Here is a 24,308-nt window from a genome sequence, read left to right on the forward strand (position 1 = left end):
CTTGCTTCCGACTGACCTGTGGCCGGCCTCCGACCGGCCTTTCGCGGGGACGCGGGTCTGTCAGCAGCGCAGGACGACCGTGCGGAGCAGGGGCGGGGCGTACGGCTCCCGCGGCGTGCCGGGGCAGGGCCGTGCCGCCGGCCGGGCGGGCGCCGGGTCGGACAGGGGCGCGGGGCGCTCGGGCAGGTCGGCGCGGTGGACGGCGGGGGCGGGCGGCCGCAGGAGCGTGTCGAGTACGTCGTGCTCGAAGGTCTCGGCGGACGCGCCCAGCGCGGGGGCCGCCTGGGCCTGCGCATGGGCGCCGGGCACCCACAGGGCGAGGAACAGCGCGAGCACCCGCAGCCAGGTACGGCTGCGGGGAAGGCTCGCGGTCCTGCTCACGTCGGGTGTGTCCCCGGGGCGGGCGGGGCATGACGCACGCCGGGCCCGAGATCCGCCCGCACGGCGTACCGCCGGGCGCCGCGGTTGACACCGCTCACACCGTGCGGGGGACCGCCCTGGCGCGGCTCCGGATGCCGAAAGCGGTGACGATCTCCCCGATCCCCACCGCGACCAGCCAGATGCCGGCGACCAGGGTCAGCACGGCGACCGACCGGAACGGCGAGTCGATGAGCACGATTCCGGCGATGAAGGTGACCACCCCGAGGAAGATCTGCCAGCCCCGGGCGGGCATCCGCGAGTCGTGCAGGGCGGCCAGGGTCTGGGTGATCCCCCGGATCAGCCAGCCGATGCCGATCCACAGGGCGAGCAGCAGGATCGACTGCATGGGCCCGCGGAAGCAGAACAGGCCGAGCAGGATCGACAGGGCGCCGCTGATGAACGCCAGCACGCGCAGCGAGGTCGCCCGGTGCGTGCCGAACGCGGCGACGAGCTGGAAGACGCCGCTGATCAGGAGGTAGATGCCGAACAGGACGCCGGCGGCGACCAGGGAGGCGCTGGGCCAGACGAGCACCAGGACGCCGAGGACCAGTGAGGCGATCCCGGTGACCAGGACCACCTGCCAGGCGGCCCGGGACAGGGCGTGCAGGGGGCCCTCGAACGGAGGCTCGGGCTCACGCCGTTCCCCCGGCGGCGTGTTGGCGTGCACGTTCCGGTCGTCGTACTCACGGCCCCACTCCGGACCGGTGTTCGGTGCCTCGGTCATGGTTCATGCTGCGAACGGCGGGACCGGGGCGGCCACCAGGAAGAGGCCGGTCGGGTGAAGCGCTCTAGCGGCCCGCCTTGCCGGAGGGCTTGGCCGCCTTCGCCGCCGCCTTCGTCTCCTGCTTGTGCGCCCGGACCTTGGCCAGCGACTCGGGCCCGGTGATGTCGGCGACCGACCGGAAGGACTCGCGCTCGCCGTACGCCCCCGCCGCCTCCCGCCAGCCCCTCGGTGTGACGCCGAGCTGCTTGCCGAGCAGCGCGAGGAAGATCTGGGCCTTCTGCTTGCCGAACCCGGGCAGGTCCTCCAGCCGCTTCAGCAGTTCGGGGCCGGTCGGCACGTCCCGCCAGACCGCCTCCGCGTCCCCGTCGTAGTGCTCGACGAGGTACTGGCACAGCTGCTGGATGCGCTTGGCCATCGAGCCCGGGTAGCGGTGCACGGCCGGCTTCTCGGCGAGCAGCGCGGCGAAGGCCTCCGGGGCCATGGCGGCGATGTCGTGCGCGTCGAGATCCCCGGCCGCTTCGACGCCGAGCCGGTCGGCGATGGTCCGGGGCCCCTTGAACGCCCACTCCATCGGGACCTGCTGGTCGAGCAGCATGCCGGTGAGTGCGGCGAGCGGGGACCGCCCGAGCAGCGCGTCGGCGTCGGGATCCTGGGCGAGATGCAGCGTGACGTCCATGCCTCGATGATCGCCCGGCCGCGCGCACGGCGCAGCCGGGGTGGCTCACATCTCCACGTGTGCGCTGGTCGTGGCCGCGCCGAAGTAGCCCTTCACGTTCTTGACGGTGATCCCGGCGCTCTTGCCGCAGACGTCGAACGAGCCGCTCGGGACGGGACCGGAGGCCGAGCCCCGGGCGACCCAGACGCAGCCGTCGCTGTTCTCGGTGGGCGCGCCGACGACCGTCTCGGCCTTGCCGTCCCGGTTCAGGTCGGCGAGGTGTACCGCGGCCCCGAACTGGTCGCCCGTCTCCACCGCGCCGGGCACACCGGCGGTGTCCTGGGTGTAGCCGGCGGCCTTGGCGGTCGTCAGGCCGGAGGCGGAGCCGCGCAGCAGTACGGCGGTGCCGGCCAGCCGGTGGGTGCCGACCGCCTCGCCGGGCGAGCCGACGAGGACGTCCGCGTAGCCGTCGCCGTTGACGTCGCCCACGCTCAGGGACTGGCCGAACTCGTCCCCGTTCTCGGCGACGCCGGGGACGCCCGCCGTGTCCTGGTGGAACACCTGGGGGTGCTGGCCGGCCGTGATGCCGTGGGGGCCGCCGTAGAGGACCTGGATCTCACCGCCGCGGTGGGCGGCGCCTGTGGCGTTCGCGAGGGAGTCGTCCTCAGCGATGCCGGTGACCAGATCGCCGTATCCGTCGCCGTTGACGTCGCCGACCTGGCCTGCGTGGCCGTCGGCGTAGGGAAGTTCGGTGGGGGCGTTCACGGATCCGGTGTCGTCGGCGGGGGCGCCGTTGTCGAGGTACACGGTGCCGCGCAGATCGTCGTCGGCGGGCCCGGACAGCCAGAAGCGCTCGGCCTTTCCGTCGCCGTTCACATCGCCCATCACCACCCCCCGGCCGGACGCCCGCCATTCGAGGTAACGGGAGGCGGACCCGCCGGTGCGGGTGAACGGGCCGGTGTACGCGGAGGCTTCGCAGCCGGAGCCGACGCCCAGTTCGGGCGCGCCGTCGCCGTTCATGTCGCCGGCGGCCAGGGACATCCCGAAGCGGCAGTACGTCATCCCGTCGCCGAGTCCGGCCGGCGGTGCGATGTTCGTGCCGCCGCCCAGCCCGTTCGGCCCGCCCCAGACGACGGTCACCGAGCCGCGCGAGGCCTTGCCGCCCACGCCCTCGTACGGTGTGCCCACGATCAGGTCGGCGTACCCGTCCCGGTCGAGGTCGGCACTGGCCACGGCGGTGCCGAAGCCGTCGTACTCCTCGGGGTCGCCGGGGATGCCGGCCGTCGCCTGGGTGATCACCGTGCGGCGGGTGGCGCTCACCGTGGAGGACGAGCCGTACAGCACGACCACGGCACCGGCCGCCTCGACGCCGCCGTCGGCCGCGTACGGCGCTCCGACGACCAGGTCCCGGTATCCGTCACCGTTGAAGTCGTCCTGTACGGCGGCGGTGTTGGCCCCCTTGTAGGGCGCGGCGGCGGAAGCGGCCGGGGTGAGCGGTCCGGCGGCAGCGGCGGTTACGGCGGCGAGCAGGGCTCCCGCCGTGAGGACTGTGCGCATGCCTCGGTGGACACACGGACCTCTCGGAAGGTTGTACGCCCCTGGCGCAGGGCTCCTTCGTCCGTCGCGTACGATCCTGCACTGAGACTTAGGTAAGGCTAACCTATCTTGACCTGTCCAGGAGTGGAGGGGATTCCCGGGTGACCACCGAGACCTACCGCGACGCCTGGGGCATCCCCCATCTACGGGCCTCCGGCACCCTCGAACTGGCCCGTGCCCAGGGCCGGGTCACCGCACTGGACCGCGCCTGGCAGCTGGAGGTCGAACGCCACCGCTCCCAGGGCACCTCGGCCGCCTTCCTCGGCGCCGGCGCCCTCTCCTGGGACGTCCTGGCCCGCCGGGCCCGCCTCGACGACACCGCCCGCCGCTGCTTCGCCGCGCTGGAACGCCGGGACCCGGAAACGGCCGACTGGGTACGGGCGTACGCCGACGGCGTCAACGAGGGCCTGCCGGCCGGCGCCCGCCGGGCACCCGAATTCGCCCGCGCCGGTCTCACCCCCGCCCCCTGGCAGCCCTGGACCCCGCTCGGCGTCTGGCTCGCCGCGCACCTCCTCTTCGCGGGCTTTCCCGCCAAGCTCTGGCGCGAACAGGCGAAACGGCACCTCGGTCCCGACGCCGCCGGCCTGTTCGCGACGGACGGCCCCGGCACCGCCGGCAGCAACGGCTGGCTGCTCTCCGGCGCCCGCACCGCCACCGGGCACGCCCTGATCGCCGGCGACCCGCACCGCTTCATCGAGGACCCCGGCGTCTACCAGCAGATCCACCTCGCCTGCCCCGAGTTCGACGTCGTCGGCCTGGCCGTGCCCGGCGTCCCCGGCATCGCCCACTTCGGCCACACCGGCACGGTCGCCTGGGCCATCACCAACGCCATGGCCGACTACCAGGACCTGTACCGCGAACGCCTGCGCCGCACCGGCGCGGGCGTCCAGGCCCTGGGACCGGACGGCCACTGGCACCGGGCCGCCCGGCACACGGAGACGGTGGAGATCGCGGGGGAACCACCGCTGGAGATCGAGGTGATCGAGACGGAGAGGGGGCCGGTGATCGCCGGGGGCCCGGAGGGCCTGGAGGCGCGGCTCACCCCGGAACCGCCCTGCGACCCGCGGACCGCCGACGCCGAGGACACCGGCACCGCCTTGACCCTGCGCTACCCGCCCCGCGTCACGGCAGACCTCGGATTCAGCGCGCTCCTCCCCCTCCTGAGGGCCCGCACGGTGCAGGACGTCGACCGTGCCCTGGACGCCTGGGCCGAGCCGGTCAACGTCGTACAGGCCGCCGACACCCACGGCGGCACCCTCCACCGAGTCGCCGGCCGCGTACCGGTCCGCGCGGAATCCAACCGCCTGCACCCGGTCCCCGCCTGGCAGCCGGGTCACGACTGGCACGGCTGGCACGAGATGCCGTACGCCGCCGTCGAGGACGGCATCGCGGTGATGGCCAACCAGCGCGGCCCCGCCACCCCCCTCGGCGTCGAGTTCGCCCCGCCGCACCGCGCCGACCGCATCCGCGCCCTCCTCGACGCGCGCCGCACCTGGACCGCCGACGGTATGCCGGCGATCCACACCGACACCCACCTCGCCTCCGCCGCCCCTCTCCTCGACCACCTCGCCGCGCTCGACGGCCTCACCCCCGCCGCGGCCCGACTGCGCGAGCGGCTGCTCGCCTGGAACCGCCGGATGGACGCCGACAGCACCGACGCGGCCGCCTACGCGGCGGTGCGCGGCGCGGTCGTACGCCGGCTCGCCGCCCACCCGGTGTTCGCCCCGCTCACCGAGCCCCCGGCCTACCCGGAGGTGCTGCTCCCCTGGCTGGCCCTGCTCCCGCGCATCGGCCACGCCCTCGAACACCTGCTGCGCGCCGAGGAGTTGTACGGCATCGACCGCCCGGCCGCGGTCCGCGCGGCCCTGGAGGAGGTGGCCGCCGAACCCCCCGCCGGCACCTGGTCCGCGACCCACCGCCTGGCTCCCTGGCGCGCACTGCCGTACCCGGGAACACAGGGGGACCTGGAGCCCGGACTCGCGGGTGACCACGACTGCGTGCTGTGCACCTCCGCCGTCCCCGGTCTCACCGACCGCGCGGCCCGCGGCCCGGCCGCCCGTTACGTCTGGGACCTGGCCGACCGCGCGGCCAGCCGCTGGGTGGTCCCCTTCGGCGCCGACGGCGTCCCCGGCACCCCCCACCACCACGACCAACTCCCCTTGTGGCTCAAGGGGGAACTGGTCCCGGTCGTCACCGACTGGACCCTGCTGACCCCGCCGGACCCCACCGAGGAAACCCGATGACCGACCACACCGCCCCGTACGAACAGCACGTCGACGGCTTCGGCACCGTCCGCGTGCGCCCCCTCGACCCGGCGTCCGACGCGGATGTCGTCCACGGCTGGGCGAGCGAGGAACGCGCCGTCTTCTGGGGCATGAACGGCCTCACCCGCGCCCAGGTCGCCGAGATCTACGCCCATATGGCCGGCCTCGACACCCACCACGCCCACCTCGTCACCAAGGACGGCGTACCGGCGGCCCTGCTCCAGACGTACGAGCCGGCCGCCGACCGGGTCGGCGAGTGCTACGCCGTCCGCCCCGGCGACCTGGGCGTCCACGTCCTCCTCGGCCCGGCAGGCCCCGACGGCCCGCGCCCCGGCTGGACCTCGGCGCTGCTGACCGTGATGACGACGTACGCGCTGCGCGCCCTGGACCGGCACCGGCTCGTGGTCGACCCGGACGTGCGCAACACCAGGGCGATCGCCCGCTTCGAACGGCAGGGCTTCGTGCGCGGCCCGGCGGTCGTCCTGCCCGAGGTGGACCTCCCCGACGTGTACCTGCCGCAGAAGCACGCCCAACTCGCCTTCCTGGAGCGCCGAGTAGCCTTCCCCGGGTGACGATGACGCCGGACGATCTGATCGCCCACTACGGCCTCGAACCCATCCCCCGCGAGGGCGGACTGTTCCGGCGTACCTGGGCGGGGCCCGTGCGTCCGGACGGCCGGCCCGAGGGCTCCGCCATCGTCGCCCTGCTCACCGCCGACGACTTCTGCGCCCTGCACCGCCTGCCCACCGACGAGATCTGGCACTTCTACCTCGGCGACCCGCTCGGCCTTCTCCTGCTCGCGCCCGACGGCAGCGCCCGCACCGCCGTCCTCGGCCCCGCCCCGCTGACCGGCCAGCACCTCCAGCTGACCGTGCCGGCCGGTACCTGGATGGGCGCGCGGGTGGCACCGGGCGGCGCGTGGACGTTCTTCGGCTGCACGATGGCGCCCGGATTCACCTACGCGGACTACGAACACGGCAGCGCCGCCGACCTGACGGCGCGTTATCCGACCGAGGCCGCCCGCATCGCGGAACTGTGCCGCCCATGACCCCGCTGAACCTGCTCGACGGACAGACCGCCCTGGTGACCGGCGCGGGCGGCGGCATCGGCCGCGCCATCGCGCTGCGCTTCGCCGAGGAGGGCGCGGCGGTGGCCGTCCACTGCCGTACGGCGGTGGACGCGGCCGGGGAAGTGGCGGCCAGGATCCGGGAGTCGGGCGGCGAGGCGGTCGTACTCCGGGCGGACCTGACGGACGAGGACGCCTGCCACCGCCTGGTCCGGGAGGTCACGGACTGGTCCGGCGGCCGGCTCACCGCCCTCGTCAACAACGCGGCCGTCCAGCCCGTCCGGCCCCTGCCCGGCATGACGGCGGCCGAGTGGCGCGCGGTCGTCGACACCGACCTCACCAGCGTCTTCGCCTGCACCCAGGCCGCCGCCGCCCATATGCGCGCGCACGGCGGCGGCAACATCACCCACATCGCCTCCATCGAGGCCGCCCGTCCCGCTCCCGGCCACGCCCACTACAGCGCGGCCAAGGCGGCGGTGGTCATGCACGCCCGCGCGGCAGCCCTGGAGTACGGGCCCGACGGCATCCGCGTCAACGCCGTCTCGCCCGGCCTGATCGACCGGGAGGGCCTGGCGGAGGCCTGGCCGGACGGCGTACACCGCTGGCTGGCCGCCGTCCCCACCGGCCGGCTGGGCCGCCCCGAGGACGTGGCCGACGCCTGCGTGTTCCTGGCCTCACCCCTCGCGAGCTGGATCACCGGCCACGACCTGACCGTGGACGGCGGTATCTCGGCCCGGCCGGCCTGGTGAGCGCTCCGGTCGGTCCGTGCGTACACATACGGAGGACAGGTGGCGAGGGAGGGGACGAGTGCTGTTGCGCGACCGGCGTCGATGGTCACGACGGCTGGGGCTGCTCTGCGCGGGCCTCCTCGCGCTGCTGCTGGGCACGGCGGCCCCGGCGTCCGCCCACGCGTCCCTACGCACGACCGACCCCGCCGACGGCGGCCTCCTGCGCGCGGCCCCCAGCCGCGTCACCCTGACCTTCACCGAATCGGTCGGCCTGCTCACCGACTCCTTCCGCGTCTACGACCCCGCCAACCACCGGCTGCGCACGGGCCCCGCGGAGCACGCCCCCGGCCGCCCGGACACGGCCCGCGTCTCCCTCCCCGCCAGGCTCGCCACCGGCACCTACACGGTCGCCTGGCGGGTGGTGTCCGCGGACAGTCACCCGGTCTCCGGCGCGCTCACCTTCTCGGTCGGCACCCGCACGGCGACGGCCGCGAGCCCGGCCCCCGACGACACCGAGAACCCCGCCACGGCGGCCCTGTACAACATCGCCCGCTACCTCGCCTACCTCTCCCTGGCCGTCCTCCTCGGCACGGCGGCGTTCGTGGCGTACTGCCGCCCGCCGACGGCCGCCCCACTGCGCACCCCGGTACTGGCCGCCGCCTGGACCCTCATCGCCACGACGGCCGCCCTGTACCTCCTGCGCACCCCCTACGAGGAGGGCACCCCGCCCACGCTCTCCGTGAGCTCCCTCACCCACCCGGCCGCGACCCGCCCCGGCGCCCTCCTGCTCACCCGCCTGACGCTCCTGCTCCTGGCCGGCGCCGGCATGGCACTCCTGCGGGCCCGCCGCAGAAGGCTCCCGCGCCGTACGACGCTCGCCGTGGCCGGGGCCCTCTCCCTCCCCCTGGCCCTGACCTGGACGGCGGCCGAACACGCCTCGGCGGGCATCCAGGTCCCGCCGGCGATCACCGCCGCCACGCTCCACCTGCTGGCCATGGGGACCTGGCTGGGCGGCCTGGCGGCCCTTCTGCGCACGCTGCCCCGCACCTCCCTCACCACCCTGGCCCGCTTCTCCCGCCTGGCCTTCGCCTCGGTGACGGTCCTGGTCCTGACCGGCGTCTACCAGTCCTGGCGGGGCCTCGGCTCCTGGCAGGCCCTCACGGACACGACGTACGGCCGCACCCTGCTGGCCAAACTGGCGGCGGTCACCGCGCTCCTGCTCGCGGCGGCCTGCTCCCGCGCGTGGACGACCCGTGTGACCCGAGAACCCCGGCTCGCCGTCGCCCGCGTCCCCGAACCGGCCGCGGGCCCCCCGCTGCCCCCGGAACCCCCGACGCCGCCCCCGCCCCCGCCGTTCCACATCCTGCGCCGCTCGGTGCTGGTGGAGGCGGCCGTCGGCGCGGTGGTCCTGGCCCTGACGACTCTGCTGACGAGCACGGTGCCCGGCCGCGCGGCCGAGGAGGCGGCGGCGACCGCAACCCCGGCGAGCGGCATCCCGACGGCCTCCGTCACCACGATCCCCTTCGACGTCGGCACCCCCGGCGGTCGCGGCAAGGTCCAGATCACCCTGGACCCGGGCCGCGTCGGCCGCAGCTCCGTCCAGGCGGTGGTCTACGGCCCCGACGGCGGCCTGTCCACGGTCCCCGAACTCCGCGTCACCCTCACCCTCCCCGCCCAGCACCTGGGCCCCCTGGACACCCGCATCACCGACCGCGGCGGCTACTGGTCCACCGGCTCCTTCGACCTCCCCCTCCCCGGCACCTGGACGCTGAAGGCGACGATCCGGATCTCGGAACTGGACCAGGTGACGGTGTCGGCACCGGTGCGGGTGACGCGGTAGGCGGTCGGGACGCGCCGGGCCGGCCGGCTCGCCGAGGACCGAGTGCGACGACCGAGTGCGACGCCAGAGGGCAACGCCAGAGGGCCGGGCCACTTTCGTGACCCGGCCCTCTGGGCGGCGGCGGATACGAGATGCGAACTCGTGAGGTGCTGTCGTTCACCTGCGTTCATGGGTGGCCCGGCTACGGCCACGTATGCCCTAGGCGGGCTCTTGTGCGTCCTCGAGCGGCAAGGTCTCGTCCTCCCCGAAGTCAGGGGCCTGGAAGGGATTGTTCGCCGGAGGCGGCGATGCCGCGGCGGAGGAGCGGGGTTGCCCTTCCAGGGCGGAGAACAGCGACGTCAGATCGATGAGGGGACTCTCTTTCGGTACAGGTCCCTGAAGGGGCCTGGTGTGCCGTGACCGGGCACAGCGGTCCTACAGCTTGGTCATCTTGGAGTACGGGCTCAGGATCCGCATTTGCGTCGAGCCGAAGTCCACGAGTGCCGCGACTCCGGCCTCGATGCCGATCACGCGGCCGAGGCCGTACATGTCGTGGGTGACCTGGTCGCCCACGGCGAAGTGCTTGGGGGCCGGTGTGACCGGGGCCTTGAAGGGGCTGGTAGGCAGATGACGCTTCGGCGCAGCAGGCTTTGTCATGACTCAGTATGAGCCTACGCGTATCCCGTTTGCTGTGGCCGTCGGCACAGATCCAGACGGGCACGACCGCTCCGTGTCGCTGACCTGGGGTTCCGAGACCTGGTGCGGCGAAAATGGACCGCAGGTCTCCTTCGCCGACCGTGCTGACCCCTGATCCCGGCCGTCACCGGAGCCTCCTACGCCAGAGGGCCGGACCACTTTCATGGTCCGGCCCTCTGGGCTGGCGGAGGATACGAGATTCGAACTCGTGAGGGGTTGCCCCCAACACGCTTTCCAAGCGTGCGCCCTAGGCCTCTAGGCGAATCCTCCGCCGGAAACATTACATGACCGAGGGGAGTGCTCGCGAACCCGTTCTCGCAGGCCCCCGTCGGTTGCAGCCCGCGGGCCGCGATCGGGTACTGTTGGGCGCAGCCCCTCACGCGGCGCTATCTGACTGAACTCCCCCAGGGCCGGAAGGCAGCAAGGGTAGGTCGGCTCTGGCGGGTGCGTGGGGGGCCCTTGCGTTCCCGGGGTCCGCGGGCCGGGGTCCGCGGCCGGGACCGGTTGTCAGTGGGCGCCTATAACCTCGTATGCGTGTCGTCTCTCGCGCTGTACCGCCGCTATCGCCCGGAGACCTTTGCCGAGGTCATCGGGCAGGAGCATGTCACCGACCCGCTGCAGCAGGCGCTGCGGAACAACCGGGTCAATCACGCGTACCTGTTCAGCGGTCCGCGCGGCTGTGGCAAGACGACCAGCGCGCGGATCCTCGCCCGCTGTCTGAACTGTGAGCAAGGTCCCACTCCGACACCGTGCGGCGAGTGCCAGTCGTGCCAGGACCTCGCCAGGAACGGCCCCGGCTCGATCGACGTCATCGAGATCGACGCGGCCTCTCACGGTGGTGTGGACGACGCCCGTGAACTGCGCGAGAAGGCGTTCTTCGGCCCCGCGAGCAGCCGGTACAAGATCTACATCATCGACGAGGCCCACATGGTCACGTCGGCCGGCTTCAACGCGCTGCTGAAGGTCGTCGAGGAGCCGCCGGAGCACCTCAAGTTCATCTTCGCGACCACCGAGCCCGAGAAGGTCATCGGTACGATCCGGTCGCGCACCCATCACTACCCCTTCCGGCTCGTCCCGCCCGGCACTCTGCGGGACTACCTCGGCGAGGTGTGCCAGAAGGAGAAGATCCCGGTCGAGGAGGGCGTGCTGCCCCTCGTCGTGCGCGCCGGCGCGGGTTCCGTGCGTGACTCCATGTCCGTCATGGACCAGCTCCTCGCCGGTGCCGGCGAGGAAGGTGTGACGTATGCCATGGCCACCTCCCTCCTGGGCTACACCGACGGCTCCCTGCTCGACTCCGTCGTCGAGGCCTTCGCCACCGGTGACGGTGCCGCCGCCTTCGAGGTCGTCGACCGCGTCATCGAGGGCGGCAACGACCCGCGCCGCTTCGTCGCCGACCTGCTGGAGCGGCTCCGGGACCTGGTGATCCTCGCCGCCGTGCCGGACGCCGCGGAGAAGGGGCTCTTCGACGCCCCGGCCGACGTCCTGGAGCGCATGCAGGCCCAGGCTTCCACCTTCGGCGCGGCCGAGCTGAGCCGCGCCGCCGACCTCGTCAACACGGGCCTGACGGAGATGCGCGGCGCCACCTCGCCCCGCCTCCAGCTGGAACTGATCTGCGCGCGCGTGCTGCTCCCGGCCGCCTACGGGGACGAGCGGTCCGTGATGGCCCGCCTCGACCGTCTCGAGCGCGGCGTCCACTTCTCGGGCGGCGCCGGTGCGCCCGCCATGGGCTACGTCCCCGGGCCGGAGGCCCACGGCGGCGCCCCCATGCCGCCTGCCGCCGCCTCCGTACCGCCCGGCGGCGGCCCGGCGGCGGCCCGCGCGGCCGTACGAGCCTCCAACGGGCCGGGCGCCGGTGGTCCTGGCGCCGGCGGGGTTCCGGGCGCCGGTGGCCCGGGTTCCGGTGGTGGGGGCCTCGGTGGTCCTGGCGCCGGTGGCGGTCCGGGTTCCGGTGGTCCCGGTTCCGGCGGCCCTGGTGTCGGTGGTCCGGCTCCGGCTGCCCCCGCGCCCACGGATCCTGCGCCCACGGAGCCCGCCGTTCCGACGCCCCCCGCACCGACGCCGGCGGCTGCCGCCCCGGCCGCCCCGGCGGCTCCCGCCCCGGCGGCTCCCGCCCCCGCCGCCCAGGCTCAGGTGCCGCCCTCCGGCGCTCCTGGTGCCCCCGCCCCGGCCGGTCCTTCCACCGCGGCCACCGCCTCCGCCGCTCCCGGCGCCTGGCCCACCGCCGCAGCCGCCGGAAGCGGCCGACGCCCCGGTGGCTGGCCCACGGCAGCGGCACCGGCGGGCGGCGCGCCCCAGGGACAGGCCCCCGGCCCCGGCCGTGCCCCGGCCCAGCAGCAGCCCCCGGCAACCCCGGCAGCCCCCGCGGCTCCGGCAGTGCCCGCGGCCGCCCCCGCCGGTGGCCTCGACCCCCGCATGCTCTGGCCGAACATCCTGGAGGCAGTCAAGAACCGCCGCCGCTTCACCTGGATCCTGCTCAGCCAGAACGCGCAGGTGACCGGCTTCGACGGCACCACCCTCCAGCTCGGCTTCGTCAACGCCGGTGCCCGTGACAACTTCGCCGGCAGCGGCAGCGAGGACGTACTGCGCGCGGCGCTGGCCGAGCAGTTCAACGTGCAGTGGAAGATCGAGGCGGTCGTCGACCCGTCCGGCGGCGGCTCCGCACCCCCGCCCGCTGGGGGCTCGGGCTCCGGCGGCGGTTACGGCGCTCCCGCCGGTGGCGGTGGCTACGGCGCCCCGGCCGCACCCCGCCCCGCTGCTCCCCAGCCCGCCCCGCAGGCACCCGCAACCCCGCCGTCCGGCCCCGGAGCCGGACCTGCCGCGCCCGCCCCCCGGCCCGCCGCCGCGCCCGAGCCGCCCCCGGTCGCTCCCGAGGACGACATCCCCGAGGACGACGACCCGGACCTGGACGAGTCGGCCCTCTCCGGCCACGAACTGATCGTGCGGGAGCTGGGGGCGACAGTGGTGGAGGAGTTCTCGAACGAGTAGGGCGAGCAGCGGCGCGCGGGGGCGAGTAGGGCGAACAGGGAGGGCGTTCTCAGGCGCCCGGGCGACCCCTCTCGGCGCCCCTTTGGAGGAAACCCCAACAAACCCGCCCCCCGGCCTTCGGCAACCTTGCCATTAGGCTGACCCCCGTGAAGGTCCTCGTCATCGGCAACGGCGCCCGCGAACACGCCCTGTGCCGCTCCCTGTCCCTCGACCCCGACGTCACCGCGCTGCACTGCGCCCCCGGCAACGCCGGCATCGCCGAGGTCGCCGAGCTGCACGCGGTCGACGCGCTCGACGGCACGGCGGTCGCCGAGCTGGCCGCCGGCCTCGGTGCCGACCTGGTCGTCGTCGGCCCGGAGGCCCCGCTGGTCGCCGGTGTGGCCGACGCCGTCCGCGCGGCGGGCATCGCGGTGTTCGGCCCGTCCAAGGAGGCCGCGCAGCTGGAGGGCTCCAAGGCCTTCGCCAAGGACGTCATGGCGGCGGCCGGGGTGCCGACCGCCCGCTCCTACGTGTGCACGACGGCCGAGGAGGTCGCCGAGGCACTCGACGCCTTCGGTGCCCCCTACGTCGTCAAGGACGACGGGCTCGCCGCCGGCAAGGGCGTGGTCGTCACCGACGACCTGGAGGCCGCCAAGGCCCACGCCGCCGCCTGTGAGCGCGTGGTCATCGAGGAGTTCCTCGACGGCCCCGAGGTGTCCCTCTTCGCGATCACCGACGGCGTGACGGTCGTACCGCTCCAGCCCGCCCAGGACTTCAAGCGCGCCCTGGACGGCGACGAGGGCCCGAACACCGGCGGCATGGGCGCGTACTCGCCGCTGCCGTGGGCCGAGCCGAAGCTGGTCGACGAGGTGCTGGAGTCGGTGCTGCAGCCGACCGTGGACGAGCTGCACCGCCGCGGCACCCCCTTCTCCGGCCTGCTCTACGCGGGCCTGGCGATCACCAGCCGCGGTGTCCGGGTGATCGAGTTCAACGCCCGCTTCGGCGACCCCGAGACCCAGGTCGTGCTGGCCCGGCTGAAGACCCCGCTGGCCGGCCTGCTGACGGCCGCCGCCACCGGCAACCTCGCCGACCTGCCGCCCCTGCGCTGGAGCGAGGACGCGGCCGTCACGGTCGTCGTCGCCTCGCACAACTACCCCGCCACCCCCCGCACCGGCGACCCGATCACCGGTCTGGACGAGGTGGCCGCCGAGGACGCCCCGCACGCGTACGTGCTGCACGCCGGGACCAAGCGGGACGGCGACGCCGTCGTCAGCGCGGGCGGGCGGGTGCTGTCCGTCACCGCCACCGGCAAGGACCTGACCGAGGCACGCGAGCGGGCGTACCAGGCGGTGGGCCGGATCCGTCTGGACGGCTCCCAGCACCGCACCGACATCGCCGCGAAGGCGGCCCGGGCCGAGCAGGCGGCCCCGGCTGGTCAGGCACCGACCGCCTGATCCGCACTTCCTCCTGACGCAGGCCCCGGATCTCCGATCCGGGGCCTGATCCTTGCTGTCTGTCGCCCACCTCTGACCAAAGCCATTCCATCGAGTGAGCAATCATCCATATGGCTGACGGGGGCCGGGGCCCCAACTATGGTGCCGCGCAAGCGTTCCGGCACTTGGCCCACCGGCATTGCGATGTCAGTGGCGGGTGCCACAGTGGGGGAGTGACCACAACCAGGACAGCACGGCATCGGCAGCGAGGGGGTGAGGGCAGGACGTGACCGGAATCGGTGCGGAGGCGGGCGCGCAGGCCGCGCGCTCCCGGGCCCTCGCGGTGCTGCGGGTCCGGGGCCGGGCGCTGGCCGTGGCCCTGCTGCCCGCGGCCGCCGCGGTGATCCTGCTGACCGGCGGCTCCACCGGCCACTTCGTCGGCCGGGGCTGGGACCTGGCCCGCTGGGTCGTGGGTGTGCTCGCCGTGCTGGTCCTGCTGGCCGCCACCGGTATCTCCCTGGTCGTGGCCCGGGCCCGCCCCGCCGTCAGCCCGACGGTGCCCGTCCCGGAGGAGTCCGCCCCTGACCTGTACCGGATGGTGCGGGACCTGGCCGACCGGCTGGACGTGCCGGCGCCCTCGGCCATAGCGCTCACCCCGGACTGCGACAGCTGGCTGGAGGACCGCACGCACTCGGCCCACGGCCCGCCCCAGCGCTTGGCGCCCGGCGAGGACGAGCTGGCCGGTCCGGGCCGCCGCCGCGCGCCCGTCGCGCCGGTGCTCGTCATCGGCTCCCCGTTCCTGTGGTGGATGCGGGTCGGCGAGCTGCGCGCGGTCCTCGCCCCGGTCATCGCCGGTACGGGCCCCTCGGCGCACCCCGACATAGCTGCCGCCCGGCGCTTCGTGCGCGGCCTGGACGCGGCGGTCGCCGTGGCCTCGACACCCGGCCGCTGCCCGGTGACGCGCGGTGTGTGCGCGGCCCTCGGCTGGGTGGCCCGGCTGCTGCTGCGCGGCTGCCGTGAGCACGCGACGCAGATGGAGCGCGGGGTTGCCGCGGCGGCGGCCGAGCGTGCCCAGGCCGTCGACTACGGCCTGCGGATCGTCGCCCAGGAGCAGGTGGGCCTGGCCTACGCCGGCTGGGACCGGCTGCTGACCAGGGTCGCGCTGCCCGCCTGGCGCATGGGCCGCTGGCCCTCTCGGCTGGACGCGGGCGTGGTGGCGGCGCTCACCGAGCTGTCCCGGCGCGACCGGCTGGCCGAGGGTTTCACCTCCCGGCTCGGCGAGCGCCCGGCGTGCGACCTGCTGGAGGAGCCGGGCGCCGTGGACGAGGCGGCGTCCCTCCTCGCCGCCCGCCTCTTCCACGGCGGCCCCGCGGAGTCCGGCCCGGACTGGGCGCCGGTGGACTGGCAGGCGTATCCGGAGGAGGTCGTGGACCGTACCTGGCGCGCCGACGCGGCCCGCCTGCACCGCGTCCTGGACTCCCTCGGCGTCCGCCCCGCCCCCGGTCCCACGGCCCCCGACCCTGGCGGCCCCACCCTGGCCCGCGTCCTGGACCACCTCACCGAACCCGCCCCGGACGCGGCGATACGGAAGTCCCCCAAGGACACCCGTCCACCGGCCGACTACGAGCACGGCCTCCCGTCCCCGCCCACCCCGGCGCCGGCCCCCCAAGCCGCCGAGCCCGTTCACGACCCCGCGGGCCCGCCCACCCCGCAGGCCGCCGACGGCGAGGACGCCCCTCAGGGGCCACCCGCACCCGGCGAAGAAAGCCGCACGGGTGGTGCGGATGGGAGCACGGACGCCGAAGGCGAAGCCGGGGCGGACGTGCCCCAGGCCGCTGAGGCGCCGCAGGAAACCCGCGAAGCCGAGGTGGGCCCCCCGGCCGAAGACCCCGGCACGGAACGCAGCGCCGCCCTCGCCGCCGGTCTGAGCGCCGAGCTGGCCCGTGAGGAGGCTGCCGCGCCGAGGTCCGGTGCGACCGCCACCGGCCGGACCCCGGAGAGCGCCCTGTGGGACGACGGCGGCCTGCCGCTCTTCCCGCTGCAGCCTCCGCGCACCGGCCGCGACCTGCTCACCGATCACGTCACGGCGATGGTGTGCTGCGCGGCCGTCGACACCGCCGGCGCGGTCCCCGCCCTGGACTGGCTGGACGGCCCCTCCCTGTTGCTGGGCGGTGAGCGCGCCGCCGACCTGACGCCGAAGGTTCTCAGCCTCATCGAGGAGGGAGACCCGGGCCCGCTGCGGGACTGGCTGGCCGCCTTGGGGATACGCCCGGAGAAGCCCGTACGGCTCGTCTAGGAGCCGAGTCGTACGGTTCGTCAAACGGGAGCTCTGTCTTCCACTTCAGGTCAATTCGCAACGACTAGTGACCGAGCCCGTGCGTTATGTGATGTGCTGGGAGCGACCACGCACCTGGCAAGAGCGTGCGACATACGACAGCACGCCCGAGGACTGCGCGGGCCACCGAGCACTGAGAGCACCGCGAGCACCACCGAGACAGGACGACACGGGGGGCATGAGGGAGGGGAGCGGTCATGGCCTCGGACCACATCCGCCGCTGGGAGTCCGGAGCGCTCGCGCACGCCGTCACGGACCCCTTCGGTCAGGGCCCGGTGCCCTGGCTGCGCGGCAGTGAGACCTACTTCGACGACACCGGTCACGTCGTGCCCTGGTACGTCGACCCGGGCCCGCAGCCGCTCACCGGGGTCGGTCCCGCCCCGCGCGTGCCCGGGCCCCGCGCGGCCGACGACGTGCGCCGCCAGATCAAGGGCTTCACCGCGACCGGCGCGGTCTCGCCCGGCGAGGCGATCGACTTCCACATCACGGTCGACCCGCCCCAGGAGTTCGGCGTCGACATCTACCGGATCGGCCACTACGGCGGCGACGGCGCCGCGAAGATCACCACCAGCCCGCGCCTGTCCGGCATCGTCCAGCCCCCGCCGCTGGCCGCCGACCGCACGGTCTCCTGCCACCACTGGTGGCTGTCCTGGCGCCTCCAGGTGCCCGCCCACTGGCCCATCGGCGCCTATGTGGCCGTCCTGACCACCGCCGACGGCTACCGCTCCCACGTGCCCTTCACGGTCCGCGACGGCCACCCCGCCGACCTGCTCCTGCTGCTGCCGGACATCACCTGGCAGGCGTACAACCTGTACCCGGAGGACGGCCACACCGGCGCGAGCCTCTACCACGCCTGGGACGACAGGGGCCGGCTGCTCGGCGAGGCCGACGCGGCGACCACGGTCTCCTTCGACCGCCCCTACGCGGGCGCCGGCCTGCCCCTGCACGTCGGCCACGCCTACGACTTCATCCGCTGGGCCGAGCGGTACGGCTACGACCTCGCCTACGCCGACGCCCGTGACCTGCACGCCGGCCGCGTCGACCCCGGCCGCTACCGGGGCCTGGTCTTCCCCGGCCACGACGAGTACTGGTCGGTGCCGATGCGCCGGGCCGTGGAGGAGGCCCGCGACCGGGGCACCTCGCTGGTCTTCCTCTCCGCCAACACCATGTACTGGCAGGTGGAGCTGGGCCCGTCCCCGTCCGGTGTGCCGGACCGGCTGCTGACCTGCCGCAAACGCAAGGGGCCGGGCAAGCCGGTGCTGTGGCGGGAGATCGACCGGCCCGAGCAGCAGCTGGTCGGCATCCAGTACGCGGGCCGGGTGCCCGAACCGCACCCCCTGGTCGTCCGCAACGCCGAGCACTGGCTGTGGGAGGCGACCGGTGCGCACGACGGCGACGAGATCGAGGGCCTGGTCGCCGGCGAGGCCGACCGGTACTTCCCGCGCACCCCGCTGCCGGCGCACGAGGAGCGCATCCTGCTCGCCCACTCCCCGTACACCGACAGCGACGGCGTCCTGCGCCACCAGGAGACCTCCCTGTACCGCGCCCCCTCCGGCGCCTGGGTCTTCGCCTCCGGCACCTTCGCCTGGTCCCCGGCCCTGGACCGCCCCGGCCATGTGGACCCCCGCATCCAGCGCGCCACGGCGAACCTCCTGGACCGCATCTGCAAACGCGACTGACCGCCGACGGACCGAGCCCGACCCCCTGGCCGAAACCGATCCCCCCGATAAGGGAGAATCGAGGCACTTGGACAGAACCACGGGGAGGAACCGTGTCCGGATTCGTAGAAAAGCCCGAGCCGATTCAGGTTCCGGGCCTGGTGCACCTGCACACCGGAAAGGTGCGCGAGCTGTACCAGAACGAGGCGGGCGACCTCGTGATGGTCGCCAGCGACCGCATGTCCGCCTACGACTGGGTGCTGCCCACGGAGATCCCCGACAAGGGCCGTGTCCTCACCCAGCTCTCCCTGTGGTGGTTCGACCAGCTGCGCGACCTGGCCCCCAACCACGTGATCAGCACCGAGGTGCCCGAGGGCGCCCCCGCCGACTGGGCGGGCCGCACGCTGGTCTGCAAGTCCCTGAAGATGGTCCCGGTGGAGTGCGTGGCCCGCGGCTACCTCACAGGCTCCGGCCTGGTCGAGTACGACGAGTCCCGGACCGTCTGCGGCCTCGCCCTCCCCGAAGGCCTCGTCGACGGCTCGGAACTCCCCGCCCCGATCTTCACCCCGGCCACCAAGGCCGAGGTCGGCGAGCACGACGAGAACGTCTCCTACGAGGAGGTCGCGCGCCAGGTCGGCGCCGACACCGCCGCCCAGCTGCGCCAGGCGACCCTCGCGGTGTACTCGCGGGCCCGGGACATCGCCCGCGACCGGGGGATCATCCTGGCGGACACCAAGTTCGAGTTCGGCTTCGACGGCGACAGCCTGGTCCTCGCGGACGAGGTCCTCACCCCGGACTCCTCCCGCTTCTGGCCGGCCGACCAGTGGCAGCCGGGCCGTGCCCAGCCGTCGTACGACAAGCAGTTCGTGCGGGACTGGCTGACCTCCGCGGAGTCCGGCTGGGACAGGAAGAGCGAGCAGCCCCCGCCGGCCCTGCCGGACGCGGTCGTCCGCCAGACCCGGCAGAAGTACGTGGAGGCCTACGAGCGGCTCACCGGCCTGAGCTGGAGCTAGCAGCACGAAAAGACCCCGGTCCAGAAGGACCGGGGTCTGATTCCCGAGCGGACGACGAGGCTCGAACTCGCGACCTCAACCTTGGCAAGGTTGCGCTCTACCAACTGAGCTACGTCCGCGTTGCGCCGTGGCGCGAGAGCAACTATACCCAACCTCGCTCCCGTGCGAGACGCACTGCCGCATGGCGGTTCTCGGCGCCGAGCTTCGTGACCGCCGAGGAGAGGTAGTTCCGTACGGTCCCCGGCGACAGCGCGGCCCGCTCGGCGATCTCCGTGACCGGCGCACCGTCGGCCGCCAGCTCCAGCACCTCGGCCTCCCGCGCGGTCAGCGGGGAGTCCCCGGCGGAGATCGCGTCGGCGGCCAACTCCGGGTCGACGTAGCGGTTTCCCGCGTGCACGGTGCGGATGATCTCGGCGAGCCGCTGGGCGCTGACGGTCTTCGGGACGAACCCGCGCACACCGGCCGCGAGCGCCCGTTTCAGATGGCCGGGGCGGCCGTGTCCGGTGACGATGAGCACCTGGCACGAGGGCAGTTCGGAGCGCAGGGATGTGGCGACCTTCACACCGTCGGCGCCGGGCATCTGGAGATCGAGCACGGCGACATCGGGTTCATGGGCCCGCGCCATCGCCAGCGCCTCGGGACCGCTGGCCGCCTCCGCGACGACCAGCAGATCGTCCTCCAGCGACAGCAGCGCCGCCAGGGCGCCCCGGATCAGATGCTCGTCGTCGGCGAGCAACAGCCGTACCGGAGTGCTCATGAGGTGACTTCACTCACTTCCTTGCTCAGGGGCACCTCGGCCACCAGCCGGAACCGGTCCTGCCCGACCGCGCCCGCCTCCAGCGTCCCGTCGTGCACGGCCAGCCGCTCCCGCAGCCCGGCGAGTCCGGAACCCCCACCCCCGTCGGGGGTTCCGGCCACCCCGTCGTTCTCCACCGTCAGCACCACACATCCCTCCAGCACCCGCAGTGACAGGGAGCAGCGTCCCGCGTTTCCGTGCCGGAGCACGTTCGTCGTCGCCTCGCGCACCACCCAGCCCAGCGCGGACTGCACGTCGGCGGGCAGCCCCGCCGTCTCCGCGCGGACCTCGCAGTCGATCCCGGCTGCCGCCAACACGCCCTGGGCGCCCGCGAGTTCGGCCCCGAGGTCGGCCTCCCGGTAGCCGCGTACGACGGCCCGTACCTCCCGCTGGGACTCCTGCGCGACGCGCTGCACCTCGATCATCTGCTCCACGGCCTCCGGCCGTCCCCGCCGGGCCAGTTGGACGGCCAACTCGCTCTTGAGCGCGATCACGGACAGGTTCCGCCCCAGCACGTCGTGCAGATCCCGCCCGAACCGCAGCCGCTCCTCGGCGACGGCGAGCCGGGCCTCCACCTCGCGGGCGCGTTCCGCCTCCCACAGCACGGCCAGCGTCCAGGCCCCGCACCGGCCGGCGAGCAGCGCGAAGACCACCTGGAAGGCGGTCATCGCGGCGGTCACCATCAGGCCGACGGCGTCGCGATCGGCGAACCCGACGGCTGCCGTGAGCAGGACCGTGAGCAGCGCCGCCCGGCGCAGGAACACCCGCACCGGGACCGTGAGACTGTAGAGCAGCGCGAAGGGCAGCACGCAGCCACCGATGGCGAACCGGACGGCCACCGGGGTCGCCGCGTCCAGTCCGGCCAGTGCCACGATCAGCGCCAGCGCCAGCCCCAGCAGGACGGCCGGGGTGCGTTGGGCGCCGCCCGGCAGCGCGGCGCGTCCCAGATAGTGGTCGAGAGCGGCGCGGGTGTGCCGGTTCGAGAACACGCACTGCAGCATCCCGACGAGGCCGAGGAGGCCACCGAGGACCAATGCCGCGGGCCGGTGGGCGAGGCCGCCGGGCAGTGGCAGCAGCAGCCAGCAGCACATGACGAACCAGACCGTGCAGTACCAGGTGAGGACGCTGAACAGCTCGACCCGCTCGGCCTTGCTGCGCCGCCCCCAGTGCCGCTGCTGCCAGCGCCGTATGCGTGCCGTCATCCGCGCGTCCCCCGTTCCTCAGCGCCCCTCAGCGCCGCGGCTCCCACCGGAACCGCCGTCGTACAGCAAACACCGCGAGGAAGAGCCAGGCCAACGCGGTCGCGAGGGCGCCGAGCACCTCTCCCGTGCTCAACTGGCCCGTCCAGCCGCCGCGGAAGAGCCGGATCGCCGGGGACAGCGGGAGCAGTTCGCAGACGGCGGCCAGCTTCTCGGGCATGACCTCGGTCGGGAACGTGATCCCGGAGCCGACCATCGACAGGAACATCAGCGGCAGCGCGGTGACCTGGCCGCTCTCCACGGTCCTGGTGAAGGAGGCGGTGAGCGCGGCGAGTGCGGCACTGACCAGGTAACCGGCCAGCAGCCCGGGCAGGATCAGATACGGCGCCCTGGGCGCGCCGGTGTGCAGCAGGGCCGCGGACCCGGCGCACAGCACCAGTGCCTGGGCGAGTCCGATGCCGAGGGCGGGCAGGGCGGTGCCGGTGAGGATCTCGGCGTCGGAGAGTTCGCCGGTGCGCAGCCGCTTCAGTACGAGTTCCTCGCGGCGGGCGACGTAGGCGTTGACCAGGGAGGTGTACACGGCGAAGAGGAAGGAGAACCCGATCGCGGCCGTCAGCAGGGTGGTGCCGATGGTCAGCCCCTGCTTGCGCAGATCCAGCTGGTCGATGGCCGGCCGCGCGCTGAACGGCAGCAGCAGCGGTACGGCCAGTGCGGTGAACACGACCCCGCGGTTACGGCCGAGCAGCGCGAGCTCCGCCCGCCCCAGCGCCCCCAACCGCCGCCCGACCACCCGCACCCCGCCCACGCCAGGGCCCTGTGCCCCCGCTCCGGGCGTGCTCGCGTGGTGTTCCCCGGTTGCCGCCCCGGCTGTGCGCACACCTTTGGCTCCGGGCCCCGCTCCGCCCCCGCTCGCGTCACGGCCCTCCGTCCTCACTCCGGCCCCGCTCACCCCGTGTTCCCCCGTCTCCGTTCCGGCCCCCCGCACCGCGTGCCCCGTCGCCCTCACACCGACCCCGCGCACGCCGCCACCTCCGGCTCCCGTACCGACCCCGCGCACGCCGCCACCTCCCGTTCCTGCTCCGACCCCGTTCACGCCGCCATCTCCCGCTCCTGCTCCGACCCCGTTCACGCCGCCATCTCCCGCTCCCGCGCGATCCCCAGGAACGCCTCCTCCAGCGAGGCCGAGCGCACGTCCAGTCCGCCCAGTTCGACGCCGGACCGCTCGGCCCAGGTCAGTACGCCGGTCGCGGTGCGCTGCAGTTGGGTCGTCCGCAGGCGTACGACCCTCCCCTCGGTCTCGTGGCCGCACACGCCGAGTTCGGCCAGCGGTGGCAGGTCGCCGAGGAAGTAGCCGTCGGGCAGGGCGAAGGACATCCGGGAGGGCCGGCCGGCGGTCACCTCGGCCGGGGTGCCGGAGACGGCGATGCGGCCGTCGTGCAGGATGGCGAGCCGGTCGGCGAGGCCCTCGGCCTCCTCCAGGTAGTGCGTGGTGAGCAGCACGGTCGTACCCGCGTCCCGCAGCCGACGCACCAACTCCCAGGTGTCCCGGCGGCCTTCCGCGTCGAGCCCGGTCGTCGGCTCGTCGAGGAAGAGCACCTCGGGGTCGCCGAGCAGGGCGAGCGCCAGGTCGAGTCGGCGCCGCTCGCCGCCGGAGAGCTGTTTGACCCGGACGCCGGCCCTGCGGCTCAGCCCCACCAGCTCCAGCGCCTCCGCCTCCGGCCGCGCCCCGCTCGTGCAGCCCGCCCACATCCGGGCGGTCTCGGCGACGGTCAGCTCGGCCGGGAAACCGCCTTCCTGGAGCATCACACCGGTGCGCGGCCGTACGGCGCGGCGTTCGCGGTACGGATCGTGGCCGAGGACCCGGACCCGGCCCGCGGCGGGTGCGGCCAGTCCCTCCAGCAGTTCGACCGTCGAGGTCTTGCCCGCGCCGTTGGTCCCCAGCAGGGCGTAGATCTCCCCGCGCGCCACGGAGAAGGAGATTCCGCGTACGGCCTCGAACCCGCCCCCGTAGACGCGCTTGAGGTCGGTGACCTCAATCACGTGTTCGTGTTCGTCGTTGTCCATGTCGCCAGCGTCCCGGCGGCCGGAGCGGTGCGGCAGTGCGCGATGTCACCGCTCGGCATGACAAATGTCAGAGCGGATCGCGGACAACGAAAAGACCCCGGTCCAGAAGGACCGGGGTCTGATTCCCGAGCGGACGACGAGGCTCGAACTCGCGACCTCAACCTTGGCAAGGTTGCGCTCTACCAACTGAGCTACGTCCGCACTGCTCCCGACCGGCTCCCACCGATCGGTGCGAGCACCAGCCTACCTGATCCACGAGAGTGGTCGTGACAAGCGGTGCCGGAGCGGGTGACAGGAATCGCACACTGCGCCTTCCCCCTGGAAGGGGGATGTTCTGCTACTGAACTACACCCGCACGCTCCTCGGGGTTTCGGCCTTTCGGCCTCGCCCCTCGGCGTGTCCCAGACATTAGCTGATCAGCAGGGGGGTCGCGCAAGTCGGCTTCCCCTGCTGCCCGGTATGCCCAAGTGCGCGGCCCTCAGGGCCCGCTGACGGACCCTGAGGACTGCCCCTTCGCGGGCTCGTACGGCCGGGCCGCTCAAAACGGCTCCCGGCGCGCCTCACTGCGCGGCGCTGAACGCCTCGTAGACCTTCTTGGGGATGCGTCCGCGGGCGGGAACGTCCATCTTGTTGGCCTGGGCCCAGGCGCGGACGGCCGCCGGGTCGGGGGCGACCTCCGTCTGCTTGTACGCCTTGCCGGAGCGCGACCGCTTGCGGCCGGCCTCGACGTAGGGCGCGAGCGCCTTGCGCAGTTTCTTGGCGTTGGTTTCGTTCAGGTCGATCTCATACGACTTGCCGTCGAGTCCGAAGGCGATCGTTTCCGCCGCTTCCGAGCCGTCGATGTCGTCAAAGAGCGTGACCACGACCTTTTGCGCCAC

The 24,308-nt window shown here is 73.8% G+C and carries 20 protein-coding genes, 4 tRNA genes and 1 other RNA gene; 11 read left to right on the forward strand and 14 right to left on the reverse strand.

The window, feature by feature from the left end; genetic code table 11:
* Positions 1-60: 60 nt before the first annotated feature.
* The 4 genes from LMU33_RS32385 to LMU33_RS32400 all read right to left on the reverse strand — a co-directional run bounded on the left by LMU33_RS32385 (position 61) and on the right by LMU33_RS32400 (position 3,356).
* On the reverse strand, positions 61-381 hold the full coding sequence (locus LMU33_RS32385; RefSeq protein ID WP_228624345.1) for a hypothetical protein: 321 nt from the start codon (positions 379-381) through the stop codon (positions 61-63).
* Positions 382-475: 94 nt separating this feature from the next.
* Positions 476-1,144, reverse strand: a complete 669-nt coding sequence (locus LMU33_RS32390; protein ID WP_228624346.1) for an HdeD family acid-resistance protein — start codon at positions 1,142-1,144, stop codon at positions 476-478.
* Between the two features lie 64 nt (positions 1,145-1,208).
* Positions 1,209-1,820 (reverse strand): HhH-GPD-type base excision DNA repair protein, encoded by a 612-nt coding sequence (locus LMU33_RS32395; RefSeq protein ID WP_228624347.1) that lies wholly within the window; start codon positions 1,818-1,820, stop codon positions 1,209-1,211.
* A 45-nt stretch (positions 1,821-1,865) separates the two neighbouring features.
* Positions 1,866-3,356, reverse strand: a complete 1,491-nt coding sequence (locus LMU33_RS32400) for an FG-GAP-like repeat-containing protein (RefSeq protein WP_228624348.1) — start codon at positions 3,354-3,356, stop codon at positions 1,866-1,868.
* A gap of 140 nt (positions 3,357-3,496) precedes the next feature.
* Here LMU33_RS32400 and LMU33_RS32405 point away from each other — a divergent pair, with 140 nt between their 5' ends.
* From LMU33_RS32405 to LMU33_RS32425, 5 genes are read left to right on the forward strand one after another with little or no spacing between them, the layout of a single operon-like run.
* A complete protein-coding gene (locus LMU33_RS32405) occupies positions 3,497-5,638 on the forward strand; it encodes a penicillin acylase family protein (protein WP_228624349.1) in 2,142 nt (713 codons plus the stop codon).
* On the forward strand, positions 5,635-6,231 hold the full coding sequence (locus tag LMU33_RS32410; RefSeq protein WP_228624350.1) for a GNAT family N-acetyltransferase: 597 nt from the start codon (positions 5,635-5,637) through the stop codon (positions 6,229-6,231). The genes LMU33_RS32405 and LMU33_RS32410 overlap by 4 nt, the downstream gene beginning before the upstream one ends.
* Before the next feature lie 2 nt (positions 6,232-6,233).
* Entirely contained in the window at positions 6,234-6,707 is a 474-nt protein-coding gene (locus LMU33_RS32415) for a cupin domain-containing protein (protein WP_228624411.1), read from the forward strand.
* Complete coding sequence (locus tag LMU33_RS32420) at positions 6,704-7,474, forward strand: SDR family NAD(P)-dependent oxidoreductase (RefSeq protein WP_228624351.1); 771 nt, start codon at positions 6,704-6,706, stop codon at positions 7,472-7,474. The genes LMU33_RS32415 and LMU33_RS32420 overlap by 4 nt, the downstream gene beginning before the upstream one ends.
* Positions 7,475-7,532: 58 nt before the next feature.
* Entirely contained in the window at positions 7,533-9,293 is a 1,761-nt protein-coding gene (locus LMU33_RS32425) for a copper resistance CopC/CopD family protein (RefSeq protein ID WP_228624352.1), read from the forward strand.
* A gap of 414 nt (positions 9,294-9,707) precedes the next feature.
* Here LMU33_RS32425 and LMU33_RS32430 read toward each other — a convergent pair whose 3' ends face one another.
* Both LMU33_RS32430 and LMU33_RS32435 read right to left on the reverse strand, forming a co-directional pair.
* A complete protein-coding gene (locus LMU33_RS32430) occupies positions 9,708-9,929 on the reverse strand; it encodes a CarD family transcriptional regulator (RefSeq protein WP_228624353.1) in 222 nt (73 codons plus the stop codon).
* 221 nt (positions 9,930-10,150) lie between these two features.
* Positions 10,151-10,238 (reverse strand) — tRNA-Ser (locus LMU33_RS32435).
* A 98-nt stretch (positions 10,239-10,336) separates the two neighbouring features.
* Here LMU33_RS32435 and ffs point away from each other — a divergent pair.
* From ffs to LMU33_RS32465, 6 genes are all read left to right on the forward strand, one after another.
* Positions 10,337-10,431: signal recognition particle sRNA small type (ffs, locus tag LMU33_RS32440), an RNA gene on the forward strand.
* 71 nt (positions 10,432-10,502) lie between these two features.
* Complete coding sequence (locus LMU33_RS32445) at positions 10,503-12,953, forward strand: DNA polymerase III subunit gamma and tau (RefSeq protein ID WP_228624354.1); 2,451 nt, start codon at positions 10,503-10,505, stop codon at positions 12,951-12,953.
* 146 nt (positions 12,954-13,099) lie between these two features.
* Positions 13,100-14,386, forward strand: a complete 1,287-nt coding sequence (purD, locus tag LMU33_RS32450; protein ID WP_228624355.1) for a phosphoribosylamine--glycine ligase — start codon at positions 13,100-13,102, stop codon at positions 14,384-14,386.
* A gap of 265 nt (positions 14,387-14,651) precedes the next feature.
* A complete protein-coding gene (locus tag LMU33_RS32455; protein WP_228624356.1) occupies positions 14,652-16,661 on the forward strand; it encodes a hypothetical protein in 2,010 nt (669 codons plus the stop codon).
* 236 nt (positions 16,662-16,897) lie between these two features.
* The gene (locus tag LMU33_RS32460; RefSeq protein WP_228624357.1) at positions 16,898-18,379 is read left to right on the forward strand and encodes a N,N-dimethylformamidase beta subunit family domain-containing protein; all 1,482 of its coding nucleotides are present in this window, start codon (positions 16,898-16,900) and stop codon (positions 18,377-18,379) included.
* 92 nt (positions 18,380-18,471) lie between these two features.
* On the forward strand, positions 18,472-19,371 hold the full coding sequence (locus tag LMU33_RS32465) for a phosphoribosylaminoimidazolesuccinocarboxamide synthase (RefSeq protein ID WP_228624358.1): 900 nt from the start codon (positions 18,472-18,474) through the stop codon (positions 19,369-19,371).
* 46 nt (positions 19,372-19,417) lie between these two features.
* On the opposite strand, the gene LMU33_RS32470 is transcribed toward LMU33_RS32465, so the two are convergent.
* The 8 genes from LMU33_RS32470 to LMU33_RS32505 all read right to left on the reverse strand — a co-directional run bounded on the left by LMU33_RS32470 (position 19,418) and on the right by LMU33_RS32505 (position 24,308).
* Positions 19,418-19,490: transfer RNA gene (locus tag LMU33_RS32470), tRNA-Gly, on the reverse strand.
* 23 nt (positions 19,491-19,513) lie between these two features.
* Positions 19,514-20,128: a response regulator transcription factor gene (locus LMU33_RS32475; protein WP_228624359.1), complete on the reverse strand. Its 615-nt coding sequence runs from the start codon at positions 20,126-20,128 to the stop codon at positions 19,514-19,516.
* Positions 20,125-21,369 carry a sensor histidine kinase gene (locus LMU33_RS32480; RefSeq protein WP_228624360.1) on the reverse strand — a complete coding sequence of 415 codons (1,245 nt, stop codon included), beginning with the start codon at positions 21,367-21,369 and terminating at the stop codon, positions 20,125-20,127. Before LMU33_RS32480 ends, LMU33_RS32475 begins: the two co-directional genes overlap by 4 nt.
* Before the next feature lie 28 nt (positions 21,370-21,397).
* Positions 21,398-22,243: an ABC transporter permease gene (locus LMU33_RS32485; RefSeq protein WP_372478090.1), complete on the reverse strand. Its 846-nt coding sequence runs from the start codon at positions 22,241-22,243 to the stop codon at positions 21,398-21,400.
* Between the two features lie 248 nt (positions 22,244-22,491).
* A complete protein-coding gene (locus tag LMU33_RS32490; protein WP_228624361.1) occupies positions 22,492-23,430 on the reverse strand; it encodes an ABC transporter ATP-binding protein in 939 nt (312 codons plus the stop codon).
* Positions 23,431-23,558: 128 nt separating this feature from the next.
* Positions 23,559-23,631 (reverse strand) — tRNA-Gly (locus tag LMU33_RS32495).
* An 82-nt stretch (positions 23,632-23,713) separates the two neighbouring features.
* Positions 23,714-23,785 (reverse strand) — tRNA-Gly (locus tag LMU33_RS32500).
* A gap of 205 nt (positions 23,786-23,990) precedes the next feature.
* Positions 23,991-24,308, reverse strand: coding sequence for a histone-like nucleoid-structuring protein Lsr2 (locus LMU33_RS32505; RefSeq protein ID WP_031164632.1), 318 nt, complete (start codon positions 24,306-24,308; stop codon positions 23,991-23,993).

Origin of the sequence: Streptomyces barringtoniae (genome assembly GCF_020819595.1) — a bacterium.
GTDB classification, from domain to species: Bacteria; Actinomycetota; Actinomycetes; order Streptomycetales; family Streptomycetaceae; genus Streptomyces; species Streptomyces barringtoniae.

Coding starts and splice junctions, on each gene's coding strand:
- LMU33_RS32475 (WP_228624359.1), bottom strand. CDS start 20,128: ATGAGCACTCCGGTACGGCTGTTGCTCGCCGACGACGAGCATCTGATC.
- LMU33_RS32430 (WP_228624353.1), bottom strand. CDS start 9,929: ATGACAAAGCCTGCTGCGCCGAAGCGTCATCTGCCTACCAGCCCCTTC.
- LMU33_RS32395 (WP_228624347.1), bottom strand. CDS start 1,820: ATGGACGTCACGCTGCATCTCGCCCAGGATCCCGACGCCGACGCGCTG.
- LMU33_RS32420 (WP_228624351.1), top strand. CDS start 6,704: ATGACCCCGCTGAACCTGCTCGACGGACAGACCGCCCTGGTGACCGGC.
- LMU33_RS32490 (WP_228624361.1), bottom strand. CDS start 23,430: ATGGACAACGACGAACACGAACACGTGATTGAGGTCACCGACCTCAAG.
- LMU33_RS32460 (WP_228624357.1), top strand. CDS start 16,898: ATGGCCTCGGACCACATCCGCCGCTGGGAGTCCGGAGCGCTCGCGCAC.
- LMU33_RS32400 (WP_228624348.1), bottom strand. CDS start 3,356: ATGCGCACAGTCCTCACGGCGGGAGCCCTGCTCGCCGCCGTAACCGCC.
- LMU33_RS32410 (WP_228624350.1), top strand. CDS start 5,635: ATGACCGACCACACCGCCCCGTACGAACAGCACGTCGACGGCTTCGGC.
- LMU33_RS32390 (WP_228624346.1), bottom strand. CDS start 1,144: ATGACCGAGGCACCGAACACCGGTCCGGAGTGGGGCCGTGAGTACGAC.
- LMU33_RS32415 (WP_228624411.1), top strand. CDS start 6,234: ATGACGCCGGACGATCTGATCGCCCACTACGGCCTCGAACCCATCCCC.
- LMU33_RS32480 (WP_228624360.1), bottom strand. CDS start 21,369: ATGACGGCACGCATACGGCGCTGGCAGCAGCGGCACTGGGGGCGGCGC.